Annotated in this window: 15 protein-coding genes and 4 pseudogenes; 15 read left to right on the top strand and 4 right to left on the bottom strand. The window is 61.5% G+C overall.

The genetic code is table 11. The annotated features are described in order from the left end of the window. The first annotated feature begins 19 nt into the window (after window positions 1-19). The 9 genes and pseudogenes from HWX91_RS19490 to HWX91_RS41465 all read left to right on the top strand — a co-directional run bounded on the left by HWX91_RS19490 (window position 20) and on the right by HWX91_RS41465 (window position 7,857). Window positions 20-1,258: an NAD(P)/FAD-dependent oxidoreductase gene (locus HWX91_RS19490; RefSeq protein ID WP_028198075.1), complete on the top strand. Its 1,239-nt coding sequence runs from the start codon at window positions 20-22 to the stop codon at window positions 1,256-1,258. A gap of 80 nt (window positions 1,259-1,338) precedes the next feature. Continuing rightward, the gene (locus HWX91_RS19485) at window positions 1,339-2,040 is read left to right on the top strand and encodes a hypothetical protein (protein ID WP_127837928.1); all 702 of its coding nucleotides are present in this window, start codon (window positions 1,339-1,341) and stop codon (window positions 2,038-2,040) included. Window positions 2,041-2,130: 90 nt separating this feature from the next. Beyond that, window positions 2,131-3,051 (top strand): LysR substrate-binding domain-containing protein, encoded by a 921-nt coding sequence (locus HWX91_RS19480; protein WP_028198073.1) that lies wholly within the window; start codon window positions 2,131-2,133, stop codon window positions 3,049-3,051. A gap of 104 nt (window positions 3,052-3,155) precedes the next feature. Continuing rightward, window positions 3,156-4,016, top strand: a complete 861-nt coding sequence (locus HWX91_RS19475) for an HTD2 family dehydratase (RefSeq protein WP_028198072.1) — start codon at window positions 3,156-3,158, stop codon at window positions 4,014-4,016. A 35-nt stretch (window positions 4,017-4,051) separates the two neighbouring features. Further along, window positions 4,052-5,212, top strand: a complete 1,161-nt coding sequence (locus HWX91_RS19470; protein ID WP_028198071.1) for an acyl-CoA dehydrogenase family protein — start codon at window positions 4,052-4,054, stop codon at window positions 5,210-5,212. A gap of 10 nt (window positions 5,213-5,222) precedes the next feature. Beyond that, a pseudogene (locus tag HWX91_RS19465) lies at window positions 5,223-5,827 on the top strand (CoA transferase). A gap of 24 nt (window positions 5,828-5,851) precedes the next feature. Then, a complete protein-coding gene (locus tag HWX91_RS19460; protein ID WP_028198070.1) occupies window positions 5,852-7,228 on the top strand; it encodes an MmgE/PrpD family protein in 1,377 nt (458 codons plus the stop codon). Window positions 7,229-7,501: 273 nt separating this feature from the next. Continuing rightward, window positions 7,502-7,609, top strand: a pseudogene (locus HWX91_RS41470) (CerR family C-terminal domain-containing protein); the annotation flags it as partial. Window positions 7,610-7,626: 17 nt separating this feature from the next. Further along, entirely contained in the window at window positions 7,627-7,857 is a 231-nt protein-coding gene (locus tag HWX91_RS41465; protein WP_482052049.1) for a CerR family C-terminal domain-containing protein, read from the top strand. A gap of 375 nt (window positions 7,858-8,232) precedes the next feature. Here the strand turns inward: HWX91_RS41465 and HWX91_RS40815 are convergent. Then, a pseudogene (locus tag HWX91_RS40815) lies at window positions 8,233-8,544 on the bottom strand (transporter substrate-binding domain-containing protein); the annotation flags it as partial. Window positions 8,545-8,833: 289 nt separating this feature from the next. Between HWX91_RS40815 and HWX91_RS19440 the strand changes: the two are divergent. Together HWX91_RS19440 and HWX91_RS19435 are read left to right on the top strand one after the other, a co-directional pair. Next, window positions 8,834-9,115: a CppA family protein gene (locus HWX91_RS19440; protein ID WP_028198068.1), complete on the top strand. Its 282-nt coding sequence runs from the start codon at window positions 8,834-8,836 to the stop codon at window positions 9,113-9,115. 28 nt (window positions 9,116-9,143) lie between these two features. After that, window positions 9,144-9,548 carry a DUF2471 domain-containing protein gene (locus HWX91_RS19435; RefSeq protein ID WP_028198067.1) on the top strand — a complete coding sequence of 135 codons (405 nt, stop codon included), beginning with the start codon at window positions 9,144-9,146 and terminating at the stop codon, window positions 9,546-9,548. Window positions 9,549-9,594: 46 nt separating this feature from the next. On the opposite strand, the gene HWX91_RS19430 is transcribed toward HWX91_RS19435, so the two are convergent. Next, on the bottom strand, window positions 9,595-10,656 hold the full coding sequence (locus HWX91_RS19430; RefSeq protein ID WP_028198066.1) for an NAD(P)H-dependent flavin oxidoreductase: 1,062 nt from the start codon (window positions 10,654-10,656) through the stop codon (window positions 9,595-9,597). A 94-nt stretch (window positions 10,657-10,750) separates the two neighbouring features. Between HWX91_RS19430 and HWX91_RS19425 the strand changes: the two genes are divergently transcribed. From HWX91_RS19425 to HWX91_RS41360, 3 genes and pseudogenes are all read left to right on the top strand, one after another. After that, window positions 10,751-11,620 carry a LysR substrate-binding domain-containing protein gene (locus HWX91_RS19425; RefSeq protein ID WP_028198065.1) on the top strand — a complete coding sequence of 290 codons (870 nt, stop codon included), beginning with the start codon at window positions 10,751-10,753 and terminating at the stop codon, window positions 11,618-11,620. Between the two features lie 181 nt (window positions 11,621-11,801). After that, a complete protein-coding gene (locus HWX91_RS19420) occupies window positions 11,802-13,394 on the top strand; it encodes an FAD-dependent oxidoreductase (protein ID WP_028198064.1) in 1,593 nt (530 codons plus the stop codon). A gap of 6 nt (window positions 13,395-13,400) precedes the next feature. Continuing rightward, window positions 13,401-13,547 (top strand): annotated as a pseudogene (locus tag HWX91_RS41360) (divalent metal cation transporter); the annotation flags it as partial. A gap of 110 nt (window positions 13,548-13,657) precedes the next feature. On the opposite strand, the gene HWX91_RS19415 reads toward HWX91_RS41360, so the two are convergent. After that, entirely contained in the window at window positions 13,658-13,843 is a 186-nt protein-coding gene (locus tag HWX91_RS19415) for a DUF2934 domain-containing protein (RefSeq protein ID WP_028198063.1), read from the bottom strand. Window positions 13,844-14,020: 177 nt separating this feature from the next. Between HWX91_RS19415 and HWX91_RS19410 the strand changes: the two genes are divergently transcribed. Continuing rightward, a complete protein-coding gene (locus tag HWX91_RS19410) occupies window positions 14,021-14,611 on the top strand; it encodes a hypothetical protein (RefSeq protein ID WP_244144101.1) in 591 nt (196 codons plus the stop codon). A gap of 21 nt (window positions 14,612-14,632) precedes the next feature. On the opposite strand, the gene HWX91_RS19405 is transcribed toward HWX91_RS19410, so the two are convergent. Further along, window positions 14,633-14,878, bottom strand: coding sequence for a DUF6723 family protein (locus HWX91_RS19405; protein WP_028198061.1), 246 nt, complete (start codon window positions 14,876-14,878; stop codon window positions 14,633-14,635). Window positions 14,879-14,889: the final 11 nt, after the last annotated feature.

The following is a 14,889-nucleotide window of genomic DNA, read 5'->3' as shown; positions in this document are numbered from 1 at the left end:
TCGACCTCCCGATCCTCTCATGTCATTGAATAACGTTGTCATCGTCGGTGCGGGTCAGGCCGGTTATCAGACCGCGGCCTCGCTGCGGCAGGAAGGTTTTGAAGGCGGCATCACGCTGATCGGCGACGAGCCGGGTGTGCCCTACCAGCGTCCCCCGCTGTCGAAGGCTTACCTGCTCGGCAAGATCGGCGCCACTGCGCTGCGCTTTCGGACCCACGAATGGTTCGAGCAGCAACGTCTCGAGCGGATCGAAGCGCGGGTCGCGCGGATCGATCGCGAAACGCAGCGCGTGGAACTGGCCAATGGCGAGCGTGTGCCGTACGACCACCTGGTGCTCGCCACCGGCGCACGCAACCGTGTTCCACCCATCGAGGGAATCGAACTCGACGGCGTCTTCGGCATCCGCACGCTGGAGCATGCCGATGCGCTCGCGCCGCGCGTGGCGGCCGCGCGCGACGTGGTCGTGATCGGCGCCGGTTTCATCGGCCTCGAATTCGCGGCCGTGGCGGCGGCCAAAGGCCTGTCGGTTCACGTGGTCGAACTCGGCACGCGGCCGATGGCGCGCGCACTCTCCACGCCTATGTCGTCACTATTCAGCTCCGCGCATGCCGGCTGGGGCGTGAAGTTCGACTTTGGGCAAACCGTCGCGCGGCTCGTTGGCGACAACGGCCGGGTGGTGGCCGTGGAAACGGGCGACGGCCGCCGTTTGCCAGCGCAACTGGTGGTCTACGGCATCGGCGTGCTACCCAACACCGAGCTCGCCGCCGATGCGGGTCTTGCCGTGCACAACGGTATCTGCGTAGACGCTCAGTTGCTGACCAGCGATCCATCGATTTCAGCCATCGGCGACGCCGTCAGTTTTCCGTCTGCATGGAGCGGCGCGCCGATCAGGCTGGAGTCGGTGCAAAATGCCGTCGATCAGGCGCGCACTGTCGCGGCGCGCCTGGTTGGCAAGCCTGCGACTTACACCGCGTTGCCGTGGTTCTGGAGCGACCAGGGCGATCTGAAACTGCAGATTGCGGGCCTCTCCGATGGCCACGACGAAACGGTCCTGCTGGGGTCTGGCGAGGCCCGGCAACTAAGCGTGCTGTGCTTCCGCTCTGGCCGCCTGATCGCAGTGGAATCGTGCAACCGGCCGGGCGACCATATGGCATCGCGCAAACTGCTGGCCCGCGCCGCGTTGCCGACCATCGCACAAGCAGCCCAACCGGGTTTCGATCTGAAGGAATTCGAAGCTGCTACACGCGAGCCGGGCTGAACTGAATCTGAAGCTGGTTTGATGAGGCCGTTGCGGGCGCGCAGCGACATCGTGGTTCAGCGTCATATGCCGGAGCGTCGATGAGAGCACTCAAATGGGCCATGGCAGCATGGTGTCTGCTCACGGTGCTCGCGCATGCAGACGCCCCCACAGTCAGTAGCCCTGGGTCGCCTCAAGCCGCCCGTTGCACCACCGGCGATGCCGGCCGTTACGAAGTTAACGAGTTTGTCGACCGAACCACGCTTTCGAGCGACGGTCATCTGGTCAAGCGTATCGACGTGCCCGCAGCCAGCTGTTATCCCTCGTGCCGGCCCGGACAGGCGGATAGCCATCTATACCAGATCCGCGCTCCCGCCGGTGACGAGCTCATGCACCCATCGCTGCATGACGAGGATCCGACAGACCCGGCAGGCGGGTCGTCAGCCGCGCTAACGCAGATCGATGCCAGCACGCTGCAACTGGCGGTTCAGACGCAAGGCCGCGCGCACGCCTGGATTGTCGACGCTGACAGGGTCAAACGCGTGGTGATCCCAGCGAAGGAAACGACGGCCAGCGGCCGCCTGGCGTATAACGATCTGTTTTTTGTCGTGTTCAACCACGCGGCGCTGCCCACGCTGACCATCACGACGGCGAATGCCTCGCTTGAATTGGGCCCGAGCGAACTGGACCTGAATCAGTTGCCTTCCTGGCTGGTCGAGCCGATCGCGCCACAGCAGTTGGGCGTATCGACGGTTTATACGCTGAAGATCGTCGGCGGCGCGGATTGTGCGACAGGCAACTGAACACCGGGCAAGACAGCGGTTCATTCAATTCCAGCCCACGTCATGGCCGTACCGGATCAACGGGGCATCTCTTCATTCGGAGCACGTATCATGGCCATGCATTTCGATCTGGTTGATCTTCGTCTCGTCGCATGTATTGCTGAGACGGATAGCTTGACTCGGGGTGCCGAGCGGTTTCATATGTCAGTACCCGCAGCAAGCACCCGCATCAAGAATCTGGAAGAAAGCATGGGGACCAAGCTGCTGTATCGGACCAGCCAGGGCGTTACGCTCACGCCGGCGGGTCAGGCATTCCTTCACCATGCCCGCTTGGTTCTGTCGCAGCTCGAGCAGTTGCGCGGCGACATGCAGGAGTACGCCCGCGGCATTAAAGGCCATGTGCGGATCTTTGCGAACACTACCGCTACAACCGAGTTTCTACCCAACGACCTGCGTGAGTTTCTCGCCGGGCATCCTGATGTGAACGTCGAGCTTCGCGAGCGGTTGAGCCATGACGTGGTGCGTGCGGTCAGCGAAGGCACGGCAGACCTCGGAATAGTCGCCGGCAACGTCAGGCCCGAGTCTCTGCAAGTCCTGCCGTACCGCTCAGACCGGCTCATATTGGCGGTGTCGAACGCGCACCCCCTCGCCGGGAAGACGTCGATCCCATTTGAAGAGGCAAGCGGGTTTGACTTCGTCGGAATGCCCGACGCTAGCGCGATTCATACCTTTCTGAACCGCTTGGCGAGCGATATGCACAAGACACTTCAGGTGCGAATCGAAGTAGGCAACTTCGAGGCACTGTGCCGAATGATCGAGGCGAACGTCGGGATCGGCGTATTGCCTCGCTCGTCAGCGGTGCGCTACGTGAAGACCATGAACATCCGGCTCGTTGAAATAGAGAACGACTGGGCGACGCGCAATCTGCTGATCTGCGTGCGCAATCTTGACCTCTTGCCATCTTTCGCGCGGGAACTGGTCGACCTCCTCACGCAGAAGTGCAAAACCGGGCGTGAGTCAGTGCCGGCCTGACTATCAACAGTTAGTCTGCGTTTAAAGCCCTCTTCTCCAGACACAAATTGTAGTCAACAGGCGGATGCGTCAATCTAGCGTGAACGACGCTACCCGACATCCCCATGACCGCTGAACTCGACTACCTGCGCACGTGGATCGGCCGCACACAGGCCGAATGCGAATTCATCGCGCCACGTCTTGCGCAACAACTCGCCGCTACACTGGACTATGAGGACGTCCCGACTGCAGGCTCTCCGTTGCCTCCGCTGTGGCACTGGGCGTTTTTTCCTCACATTGTTTCGCAGTCGCAGGTCGGCGTGGACGGACACCCGACACGCGGTGGATTCCTGCCGCCAGTACCGCTGCCCAGACGGATGTGGGCGGGCAGCCGCGTGCGGTTCGCGCGTCCACTCGTGGTCGGCAGCGAAGTCACCCGGACGTCGCAGATTCTCGACGTCGCCGCCAAGGAAGGGCGTACCGGAAAACTCGTGTTTGTGCGTCTGCGTCACGAACTGGAAGACCTCGAAGGTCCGCTGATCTCCGAAGAACAGGACGTTGTGTACCGCGAGCCCGCGACAACGGCGTACACCGCGGCAACCGGCCCGAGCGCGCCGGCAGAGTTCATCTGGAAACGGGAGATCGTGCCCGACCCGGTCCTCCTCTTTCGCTACTCCGCCGATACCTTCAACGGCCACCGCATTCACTATGACCGCACCTACACCCAGGAACAGGAAGGCTATCCGGCGCTGGTCGTTCACGGCCCACTGACTGCGACATTGCTGATCGATCTCCTGCGGCGCAGCCTTCCAGGCGAATCGATTGCATCGTTCTCGTTCAAGGCGGTCAACCCGCTCTTTGATTGCGCGCCATTTTTTATCCACGCAGCCCGTGCCCCCGGATCGACCGAAGTGAAGCTCTGGGCAGCCAATTCCGATGGCGTGTTGTGCGTCGATGCCGAGGCGACGCTAACGACACTCGCGTAGGTATTTCAAAAATTAACTCTGAGGAGTAGAGACAAGTGCTGGCTAACGTTGACCCCTATCAGGACATTCGCGAAGCGGTTCGCGATCTGTGTTCCAACTTCCCCGCCGAGTATTTCCGCAAGGTCGACGAGGACCGCGCCTACCCTGAAACCTTTGTGCAAGCTCTAATCGACGCAGGTTGGCTTGCGGCCCTCATTCCGCAGGAATATGGCGGCTCCGGGCTCGGTCTGACCGAAGCCTCGGTGATCATGGAAGAGATCAATCGCAGCGGCGGCAATTCCGGCGCGTGTCACGGGCAGATGTACAACATGGGGACACTGCTCAGGCACGGTTCGGCAGAGCAAAAGGCTAAATACCTTCCGGAAATCGCCAGCGGAAAATTGCGGCTTCAGTCGATGGGCGTAACTGAACCGACCACCGGTACCGACACCACGAAACTCAAGACGACTGCGGTTCGCAAGGGTGACCGTTATGTTGTCAATGGCCAGAAGGTCTGGATCTCGCGGGTTCAACACTCCGACCTGATGATTCTGCTCGCACGGACCACGCCGATTGATCAGGTCGCGAAGAAATCCGAAGGCATGTCGATCTTTCTGGTCGACTTGCATCAGGCGATCCGCCACGGCATGACGGTTCGTCCCATTCCGAACATGGTGAATCACGAGACTAACGAGCTATTTTTCGACAACCTCGAGATCCCTGAGGAGAACCTCATCGGCGAGGAAGGCAAGGGCTTCAGGTACATCCTTGATGGCCTGAATGCCGAGCGAACGCTGATCGCCGCCGAGTGTATCGGCGACGGCTACTGGTTCCTCGACAAGGTCTGCAAGTACGTCAAGGAACGCGTCGTCTTTGGGCGCCCGATCGGACAGAACCAGGGGGTGCAGTTTCCGATCGCCCGCGCGCACGTCAACGTCGAAGCGGCAAGCCTGATGCGCTACAAGGCCTGCGAGCTTTTCGACGCCCGGCAGCCCGCCGGCGCGCAAGCCAACATGGCCAAGCTGCTCGCGGCTGACGCCTCCTGGGAGGCGGCCAATGCATGCCTGCAGTTCCACGGCGGCTTCGGCTTTGCGAACGAATATGACGTCGAACGCAAATTCCGCGAGACGCGGCTCTATCAGGTCGCCCCGATTTCGACCAATCTCATTCTCTCGTACGTAGCCGAGCATCTGCTCGGGCTGCCACGTTCTTTCTAAGGGGAAGGACATGAAACCGCTGGACGGCGTGAAGGTCATCACCCTCGAGCACGCGACTGCAGCACCGTTTTGCACCCGTCAACTTGCGGATCCTGGCGCGCGCGTGATCAAGATCGAACGCCCAGGTGTCGGGGACTTTGCGCGTGTCTATGATGCGCCGCGGCGCGGCTGGGTCTGCAGAACGAGCACGAATGGGGTGTCTTCTGCGCGCAGGTTCTACTGGAGCCTGAACTCGCCCTCGATCCCCGCTTCGGTTCCAACTCGAAACGCGTGGCAGCACGCGAGGAACTGCGAGAAATCATCGTCGCCGCATTCAGCAATGCTGATTTCTGAAGAGCTCATCAGTCGGCTGGACACAGCGCAGATTGCCAGCGCACGAATGAATGATATGCCCGACGTGTGGTCGCATCCTCAGCCCAGGGAACGTAATCGCTGGGTGAGCATCGACTGCCCCTGCAGGCGCCATTCCCGCCCTGCTGCCCCCAGGCATCAGTACGGCATCCGATGTTCGGTTGGACGCCGTGCCCGCTAGGCCAGCACACTGAGGCCCTTTTGAATGAATTGGGTTTTTCCACCGATGCCATCCGCGAGCTTCGTGAAGCGGCCGTAATCTAACTCCCCAGTCAAGGTAAGCGAGTTATGAGCAACACCCAGATTCTTGCTTCGTTTGCGGCCAATCTCAAGTTCGAACAGATCCCCAAGGACGTGGTGGCACGCACGGAAGACCTCTTCCTTGACTGGTTCGGATCAGCACTGGCCGGCCGCGAAGCGCGCCCCGTCGAGACGATCCAGAAATACGCATTCGAATTCGGACCACCGTCTGGTCCCTGCGAAGTACTGATCTCCCGGCGAACCACCAGCGCGCTCTTCGCGGCAATGATCAACGCTGCCGCATCGCACTTCGCTGAACAGGACGACCTTCACAACAGTTCGGTCCTGCACCCGGCAACCGTCGTTTTCCCCGCAGCGTGGGCCGCCGCGCAGGCGCTTGGTAGAAGCGGCAAAGAGTTCATCGCCGCATCTGTTGCAGGCTATGAAGTGGGCATCCGCGTCGGTGAATTTCTCGGCCGGTCGCACTACAAGATTTTTCATACTACCGGCACGGTCGGTACGATCGCGGCCGCCGCAGCGGTCGGTAATCTTTTGCGGTTAAGTGACGACCAGATGGTGAATGCGTTTGGCTCCGCCGGCACTCAGGCAGCCGGACTCTGGGAATTCCTGAAAGACGCCGCTGACTCCAAGCAACTGCATACGGCCAAGGCTGCGGCGAACGGTCTTCTCGCAGCCTACCTGGCGGCCGACGGCTTCACCGGTGCGAAGGACATCTTCGAGGGCGCGCAAGGCATGGGTGCGGGCATGTCCACGCAAACGCATCCGGACAAACTCGCCGAAGCGCTCGGCAAGCGCTGGGCGTTGATCGAAACGTCCTTCAAGTATCACGCTTCGTGCCGGCACACTCATCCGGCAGCCGATGCTCTGCTGCAGGTTATTCAGCGCGAGAAGCTCGTGCCGGACGACATCGAGACGGTGGTGACTCATGTTCACCAGGCTGCGATCGATGTCCTCGGACCGGTAATCGACCCAAAAACAGTTCATCAAGCGAAGTTCTCCATGGGCACCGTGCTCGCTCTGGTTGCGGAATTCGGCCACGCGGGTGTGCGTGAGTTCGACGGCCATTACAAGGAAAGCAGGATCGCGCACTTCTGCAACAAGGTCTCGATGGTGCTCGACCATGAAGTCGATACAGCTTATCCGTCACGCTGGATCGGGAAGGTCGTCGTTCAGACGAAGGACGGCCGCATCTTTGAGGGCCGCGTGGATGATCCGAAGGGCGATCCGGGCAACACGCTCACACGCGCCGAACTCGAGCGCAAAACGATCACATTGGGTTTGTATGGCAATGCGGCGACCGAAGACGAACTCAAGCGCTCCATCGCATCGGTGTGGGCGATTGCCAATGCAAACGTCGTACCCAGACTGCTTCCCGAATCGAAACCGAAGGCCCAACATGGCTGAGCTTGCACCTCGGTCTCATCTCTTCGTTCCAGGCAACCGGCCGGACAGAGAAGATCGCGCGAGCGGCCCTCGCCGAACGGCTGTCGACAAACAGTACGCCGGTGGCGGTTCGCGTGAATGATGTGAACTGCGAATGGTTTCGCGACGATATCGTCGTATGCCGTGCGCCATCCGTCGCCGCCGTCATGCTGCCCAATCCAGACGCTACAGTTGTGTCAGGTGATTTATTTCCGCGAATGAAATGGAGACACATGGACGAACACCGAAAGAAGACTGCGCCGTTCGCCAGAGGGCGGCTACGCGCGCGGCGAGCGGACGCGCCACCGGATCATCGAGGCCGCGATCGAACTGTTTGGAGAACACGGCTTCGGGGGCGCGTCGCCGATGATCCGGTCACGCTGATCCGCACATTCAGCCTGCATGGGCAACTGGTGATTTTTCATGTCGCGCATCGCTCGACGCTGACGGTCTTTGGCTGGAATAGGATCGATGCAGAGAAAGCCGAACAGATCAAGTCGACTATACGCGAACACACGCGCACGCTACTTGAACAATGGAGCCAGGAAAGCGATCAGGGGCACATACCGGCTGAGCAAACCACGGGTAAAGCGAAGTCACGGGAACAATAGCGATCTTGTCATGACAGCAAAGCGATCATGGAGGCGCGAGGCATCAGCACATCGAGATGAAAACGGTAGCCAGGCCGACCCGGACGCCGAGCGCAAGCGCCCTCATTTTTTAATAGAAAGCATGTAAAGCCAGCTTTCCGGAGCGACTGGGAAAGAGTTGGGGTCACTTCCCTTCAATCTTTGACGGTACGGTCTATCGCCAGGCTGACGAAGTTGCGTGAATCGCCGGCAGCGCTGCAAGCGCGCGCTCCCATATCTGGCGCGTGCGCCGCCATGCGATCTCGCGCCAGTCGCCGTCAGCCGGCAGGAACGACTCGAAAGCACCGCTGATCTTCTTGCCGAGTGCATCGCCGGGATCGCCATAGAGGTGCAGCCAGTGATGAACAAGGATGTCGAGAAGGCAACCCGAGCCTCACGCTGCGGCGTAATGGACATCGCGGACAGAATCGCCTCGAATTTCCTGCCCTGGAGCGCCGGGATGATGCCGTCGAACGCCGTTTCGACCCACACGCATTTGACGTTCAGCCGGCGGCATATTTCATTGCCGAGGTCGATGCCGAAGCCGACCAGTTGTCCGGACGGTGCCCTCGACTCGAACGGCGCGTAAGTAGGATCGACGCCGAAGCGAAGCTGCGCCGCATCGCTTGCATTGGCGTGAACACAGAACGCGGCGAACAGCAATGCCAGACCAGCAATCGCGTTTTTCGTGAGCGCTCCAGGTCACAACGCACAGCGGCGTTCACCGTGGCCAGGCTGGCTCGGCGGGACGCGACTGTGGGGTTGACGGGTGAAAAAACTCCGGCCTCTGGTTGGAATCGACCGTGGCCTAGCTTGGAAACTCAAAAAATGGCGAACAGAGGGGTCTTCCCGCGTCATCGTTAAGTTTTTCTAAAACCTCCCCCGCGCGAAAATTGACTTGCATCCCCGCCAAATACTGTATAAATTTACAGTACTGTTTTTATATACAGGATCGGTCATGAACCAGCTCATCCGCATCTTGAACGACGGTGATCGCGAAACGCTTGCCTGGCTGCGCAAGCATGTCGGCGACGTACGCGTAGCTGCAGCTGCGCGACATCTGGGAGGCAACGGCAAACCGTACCTGTCCGCCGTGTGCCGCTATCTCGGCGTACGTCCGCCAACACCTCATCAACAGCCCCGACCTGTTGCCGACTGTACGGTTGGCGATAACTATCTTGCGCAGATCCGTCTGCTGCTGGCAGAGCGCAACCAGGTGTCATTGAAGCACCAACGTTAATGCTGCGAGTCTTCAGGAAGATAACAAGATGATTAACGACGCTGCTCCTGATCGGGATGTCCACGACATCAATCCGGTCGCCCTCGAACGCGCACTCCGCAGCGCGTCGCTCGATCTCCAGCAAATCATTGCCACGGTCGCGGGTCGTCACCTCGACAATGGCCGTCGCCGTTACTCAAGCAGCGCGCAATTGCCGACGTGGCGGACACTGCTGACAATCGACGAACAGGTCTTTGAGAATCGGGGGTTTCTGGCAAGGCACAACGAGGCGGTGCGCTCGACGTTTGTCCGGTTTTGCGACAGTCGTTTGTCCGGGATGGATCTCGACGAACCCATCGACTGGCGACGTGACGACGACGACTTGCCGGTCGTGTACCTGCTTGCGCGCGCACTGGTACAGGCCAACGCTACCGATATGGCCACTCAGGACTAATGTGCCGATATCAGCCGTCGGTCGTTAACGCTTCACCGCATCGCCATCAGCCTTGCAATTCCTGAACGAGCGTCTGAACCAGTTGCGCGGCAGTCAGCTCGCGCGCCAGCGGCGCGCCCTGCCCCGCCCACTGCGCCGCGAACTCATGGTTGCCCAGTTTCGCTGCAGCCGCGTTCAATTGCTTGGCAGCGTCGTAGGCGACCGGGTACGCGGCGGGCACAGGCCTGCCCAACGATTCACCGAACGCGATGAGGCGATTGACCATGCCGCGTGCGGGCCGGCCGGACAGCACGCTCGTCAACCGGGTGGCCGCCGCCCGCTCGTTCCTGAGATTGGCACGGTAGCTGGCATTGGCGGCCGATTCGGGACACAGAATGAAAGCGGTGCCGAGTTGCGCGGCAGCCGCGCCGAGGTCCAGCGCCGCCTTGATTCCCTGACCGTCCATGATGCCGCCCGCGGCAATCACCGGCAGCTTCGTTCGCTGCACCAGCAAGCGGACCAGCACGGCGGTGCTTAGCTGTTCGTCGACGGCGTCCGGGTCGAACATGCCGCGGTGGCCGCCGGCCTCGATCCCTTGCGCCACGATCGCATCGACGCCAGCCTGCTCGCCAAGTTCTGCTTCACGGAGGTTGGTGGCGCTGGCCAACGTGGTGATGCCCGCGTCGCGCAACGCGTTGATGCGATCCACCGACGGCAGACCAAAGTGGAAGCTGACAACCGATGGACGCTGCTCGATCAGCAGATCGAACACCGCATCGTCATGCAGAAAGGTCGTGTAGATCTCATTGAGCGCGGCCGGAGGCTCAATCCCCGCCTCCGCGAACAGCGGCGCCAGGTACCGCAGCCACGCTGCTTCACGCGCCGCATCGCGCTCTGCGGGCGCATGGCAAAACACATTCACATTGAACGGCTCACGCGTCAGGCTGCGCGTTTCCTCGATCATTTTGCGCGCCTGATCAGCCGTGCTCGCACCGATTCCAAGGGACCCCAGTCCACCGGCATTGGAAACCGCGGCCGCCAGTTGCGGCGTGGAGACGCTCGCCATCGGCGCCTGAATGATGGGGAACGCAATGCCAAGTCGTGCAATGAAAGGGTTTAGCGAGTTCATGGCGACTCCTGTTCTGGAACGGGTTGAACGGTGGCGACGACAAATTCTCTAATTGAGAATAAAATCATTCTATCATTTCCTTTTGGAGATTAACATGGACCTGGAGTCGCTCAACATCTTCTGCATCGTGGCAGCGGAACTGAGCATCACACGCGCGGCAAGCCGCCTTGGCCGGGTGCAGTCCAATGTGACCACGCGGATTCAGCAACTGGAAGCGGATGTAGGCGTGGAGCTTTTTGTGCGCAGCGGTAAGCGGCTCAGCCTGTCGACGGCCGGCGAGCGCTTTCTCGACTATGCAAGGCGTTTGCTGGCGTTGGAAGAGGAGGCGCGCAATGTCGTCACGGGCGGCCTCGATGGCGGCGTCCTGCGCATGGGCTGTATGGAAAGTACGGCCGCCAGCCGTCTGCCCGCCGTGCTCGCTGCGTACCATGCCCGCTACCCGGCCACACGGCTTGAAGTGAGTACGGGACCGTCGCGCCAGCTACTGGAACAGGTCCGCACCGGGAGGCTGGACTGTGCATTCCTGGCCTTGCCGCCCGCAGCGGGCGATGACGCCTCACTGGCGGATATGGGTCTGGTCGCCGAAAAAGCGTGGCTTGAAGAACTGCTGTTGCTGGCCCCCACCAGTGAGGCGTCCGCTGACACCCCTCGGGCAATCCGAACGCGGTCGCTGGCTGCGTTCGCGCAGGGTTGCTCGTACCGCGCCATCGCGGAACAGTTGCTCGGCATTCCTGATTCACCTGGCTGGCAAGTCCAGGAAATGGGCTCCTACCACGCCATGATCGCGTGCGTTGCCGCCGGCGCCTGCGTCACGGTGCTGCCGAAAAGCGTCCTTGAGCTAGCCAGGGTTCCAACCGGTCTGAAGACGCTGCCTGCCGGGCAGGTCGATACCTGTCTGCTGTGGCGTTCGGGCTATAACGTTCCAGCCTTCCAGAATCTGCAGAATCAAATGAAGAGCGTTTGAACGATGAACACCACAGTGCGCGCCGCCTGTGCCTCTGGTCTATGGCCGGCACGGCGTTTTGCCGGCCATTCAGTCCTGCTGGATGCAAGGTGGATGATTGTGGCGGTCCGCGGCGGGAACATCGATTGCTAAGTGTCAGTGTGCGGTGGCTCGCAGGCCGCGCATCGACGAGGATCCCATCATGCCAACCCCGCTAAAACGAGTCGCCCGCCTGGCGCAATTGTATGCCGACCGCGCGCAACGGCTGGAACTGGACGGCGAGTCCATTCTGCTGGTGCGCGACGGAGATACCGTGCATGCCTACGGCGCGAACTGCCCGCATGCTGGCGGTCCGCTCGAACAGGGCGCGCTCTGCGAGGGCCGTATCGTTTGTCCGTGGCATAAAGGCAGCTTCGATGTCGCCACCGGCAAAGTGCTCGAACCACCGGCGTTGATGGCGCTGGACCGCTATCCGGTGGCGCTCGATGGAGACGATGTGCTGGTTTCGCCCGACAAACTGTCGGGGCCGGCCACGACCGCGGCCGTTGACTCATCCGCGTCGACTGCGCCCAACGGTTCGACTGCATCGGCTCAAGCCGCAGGCAACGCGCCGGCGTTCGTCATCATCGGCGCGGGCGCCGCGGGCGCGGCCGCCTGCGCGACATTGCGCGAGTGCGGTTTTGCCGGCCACATCACGATGATCGGTCGAGAGGCGCACGTCCCCTATGACCGGACATCGTTGAGCAAATTCGTACCGTCAGGAGAGATGGCCTGCGCCGACGTGCCCCCGCTGCTTCCCCCCGATTGGTTCGAGCACGAACGCATCGAGCGGCTTCAGGCCGAGATAGTCGGCCTCGACGTGCCGAAGCGGCGCATCCGCCTCGCCGATGGCCGGGAGCTAGCTTACGACACCGCGCTGTTAGCGTCCGGCAGCGTGCCGACAGTTGCACCACTGCCCGGCCGCGAGCTGCGCGGCGTACAGGTATTGCGTACGCTCGACGACGCGCTCGCGCTGGTCGAGGCGGTGAGCGATGCCACCCAGGTCGTCATTGTCGGTAGCAGTTTTATCGGCTTGGAAACGGCCTCCGCGCTACGTCAACGCGGTACACCGGTGAGCGTCGTGTCGCCGGAAGCGGTGCCCTTCACGCGCCAGTTCGGCGAGCGGGTCGGCGCGATGTTCCAGCGGCTTCATGAAGACCATGGTGTGGTCTTCCACCTGAAGCAACAGGTATCGGCATTCGAAGGCGATGAAACGGTGCGAGAAGTCGTCCTCGAGAACGGCACACGCATCGCTGCGGACGCCGTGCTGATCGGCACCGGCGTGTCGCCCGCCACGGGCTTTATTGAAGGACTGCCGTTAGGCAAGGATGGCGGCGTGATTGTCAATGCCGGCATGCAGGCCGCGCCTGGCCTCTATGCGGCGGGCGACGTCGCCGTGTTTCCGCTGCACGAAAATCAGGAGCCGTTGCGCATCGAGCATTGGCGCGTCGCGCAGCAGCATGCCCGGATTGCAGCGCAAAACATGTGCGGCGCGCGTAACCGCTATACCGGCGCGCCGTATTTCTGGACCTATCACTACGGCAAGAACTTCGAGTATCTCGGTCACGCGACACAATGGGACGAACTGGTCGTCGACGGCGAACTCGACGAGCAGGACTTCATGGCGCTGTACGTACTGGACGGCATCGTCGCCGCAGTGCTCGCGTGCGGGCGTGAAGCGGCGACGGCGCGCTTGATCGGGAAAATGCACGTGGGGCTATCGGTCGCCCAGGTGCGGGAGTTAGCACGCGATTAACCCGGCATCACCACCGGCGCGACCGACGACGACCCGAGCGGCATTGCTACCTGTTCGCAGGCAGGCGCAGCGTCCGGCTACGATATTCTGCGGACGGTCCTGCTGACCTATCCGCTAATGGTCGCAAGCGTGATGGGTGAATTCATGATTGGCGGCACGCCGCGGATTGTTGGCTGGCTGGCGGCGCTCGTGATGGCCGCCGCCGCGATCGCCATGTTCGCGTTCGGAGTATGAGCGGGCCAGCGCGGACTTGCCGCCGCCCCTCATAGCGTGCCGGGCGGCTCCGTGGGCACGCCCGACGCGTCTGCCTGAGCGTCTTCAGCTTCGATCTCGGCGCGTGCCTGTTCCCAATACTCCTCAGGCGTGCCCCTGGGTTCGGTCGCCTTCTCCCACAGATGGTAGGCCCGGGTCCTGATGCGTTCTTCCACCGACATGGTTTCCATGCTCATGCTCCTTGTGAGACCAGCAAAAAAGAGCCCGCTCCGGGCTCGCGGAATTTGCCGTTTGCAACGGATTGCACGCCGGCACCCCTGGAGCACAGCAAGCGCTGTTCCTCACCGGTGGGCACTGCAGAGACCGGTAGCGATACGCAAAAGACTGACTACAATAGTTGAGTGCGAGCGACAATGAGCAAGCGCTCCGTTCAAGCCTGGCGTGTCAGTAGCGTGACGTTTCAATTCCTTCATTGGAGGCATGCCATGAGCTGCCTGAGCGAAAGAATTGCCGGCGCAATCATCTTCTTGCTGAGCGGGTATGCGTTCGCGGGCGACCTTGCGATCGATTCGCCCGAAGAGATGACCGTGGCGAGCATCGCGCCAATGCCCATAAGAACCCTTCCCCCCATTCCGGAACCGCAACGCTACGCCTTTGAATATCAGCCGGACCAAGGCCGTCCCTTTTACGCGCCAGTCGAGAATTTCTATAGCACGCCGATAACTCACGACGTCCGCTTTGGCAGCGCAACGCCCGCACCAATGCCTCGGCCGGCGTCGCAACAGGCGCCGTCCCAGGCGTCGAATTATCTCTCTCTGGGCCCGTCGACGGCGCCGCAACTCTCCCTCGCCGATGTACAGAACACGACCCTGACGCTCGGTGCGCAACCGCAGCGAAGGCTGTCGTTGACGGTCAACGACTGGGCCTTCTCTGCAACAGCGCGTGTTGCGGTTCTTCACTCGCACAGCACGGGCGCGACGCTTTCCGTGCGACACGGGTTTTAAACCGGCGTTTGCGCAGTCTCGCTAAGTCTCGGGCGAAGCCCGGTCTGTCGCGATGATATGGCGGCCGTACTCCACGGCCGCCTCGCGTGCCTGCGCCGGCGTCGCGTAAGGTCCGATCTGCGGCGCGCCTTCGAACGGGAACAGGATCTTCCGGTCGGACTTTCTGATCACCCTCAGGCCGCCCACGTACCGGCCGTCGCTCGTGCCGTGGTAGGTCGCGAAAATCTCGAAGTCGCCGTCGGACACATCCGCCTTATGCCGCACCATTGCAAATTCCT

Source organism: Paraburkholderia fungorum, from assembly GCF_902833645.1.
In the GTDB taxonomy this organism is placed as follows: domain Bacteria; phylum Pseudomonadota; class Gammaproteobacteria; order Burkholderiales; family Burkholderiaceae; genus Paraburkholderia; species Paraburkholderia fungorum.
Note: the sequence above shows the minus strand (reverse complement) of the source record. Positions and strands in the feature narration are given on the sequence as shown.

Excerpts from the sequence above, each read along its gene's own strand:
- HWX91_RS19490 (WP_028198075.1), top strand. The coding sequence starts at position 20 with ATGTCATTGAATAACGTTGTCATCGTCGGTGCGGGTCAGGCCGGTTAT.
- HWX91_RS19485 (WP_127837928.1), top strand. The coding sequence starts at position 1,339 with ATGAGAGCACTCAAATGGGCCATGGCAGCATGGTGTCTGCTCACGGTG.
- HWX91_RS19480 (WP_028198073.1), top strand. The coding sequence starts at position 2,131 with ATGGCCATGCATTTCGATCTGGTTGATCTTCGTCTCGTCGCATGTATT.
- HWX91_RS19475 (WP_028198072.1), top strand. The coding sequence starts at position 3,156 with ATGACCGCTGAACTCGACTACCTGCGCACGTGGATCGGCCGCACACAG.
- HWX91_RS19460 (WP_028198070.1), top strand. The coding sequence starts at position 5,852 with ATGAGCAACACCCAGATTCTTGCTTCGTTTGCGGCCAATCTCAAGTTC.
- HWX91_RS19440 (WP_028198068.1), top strand. The coding sequence starts at position 8,834 with ATGAACCAGCTCATCCGCATCTTGAACGACGGTGATCGCGAAACGCTT.
- HWX91_RS19435 (WP_028198067.1), top strand. The coding sequence starts at position 9,144 with ATGATTAACGACGCTGCTCCTGATCGGGATGTCCACGACATCAATCCG.
- HWX91_RS19430 (WP_028198066.1), bottom strand. The coding sequence starts at position 10,656 with ATGAACTCGCTAAACCCTTTCATTGCACGACTTGGCATTGCGTTCCCC.
- HWX91_RS19425 (WP_028198065.1), top strand. The coding sequence starts at position 10,751 with ATGGACCTGGAGTCGCTCAACATCTTCTGCATCGTGGCAGCGGAACTG.
- HWX91_RS19420 (WP_028198064.1), top strand. The coding sequence starts at position 11,802 with ATGCCAACCCCGCTAAAACGAGTCGCCCGCCTGGCGCAATTGTATGCC.
- HWX91_RS19415 (WP_028198063.1), bottom strand. The coding sequence starts at position 13,843 with ATGAGCATGGAAACCATGTCGGTGGAAGAACGCATCAGGACCCGGGCC.
- HWX91_RS19410 (WP_244144101.1), top strand. The coding sequence starts at position 14,021 with ATGAGCAAGCGCTCCGTTCAAGCCTGGCGTGTCAGTAGCGTGACGTTT.
- HWX91_RS19405 (WP_028198061.1), bottom strand. The coding sequence starts at position 14,878 with ATGGTGCGGCATAAGGCGGATGTGTCCGACGGCGACTTCGAGATTTTC.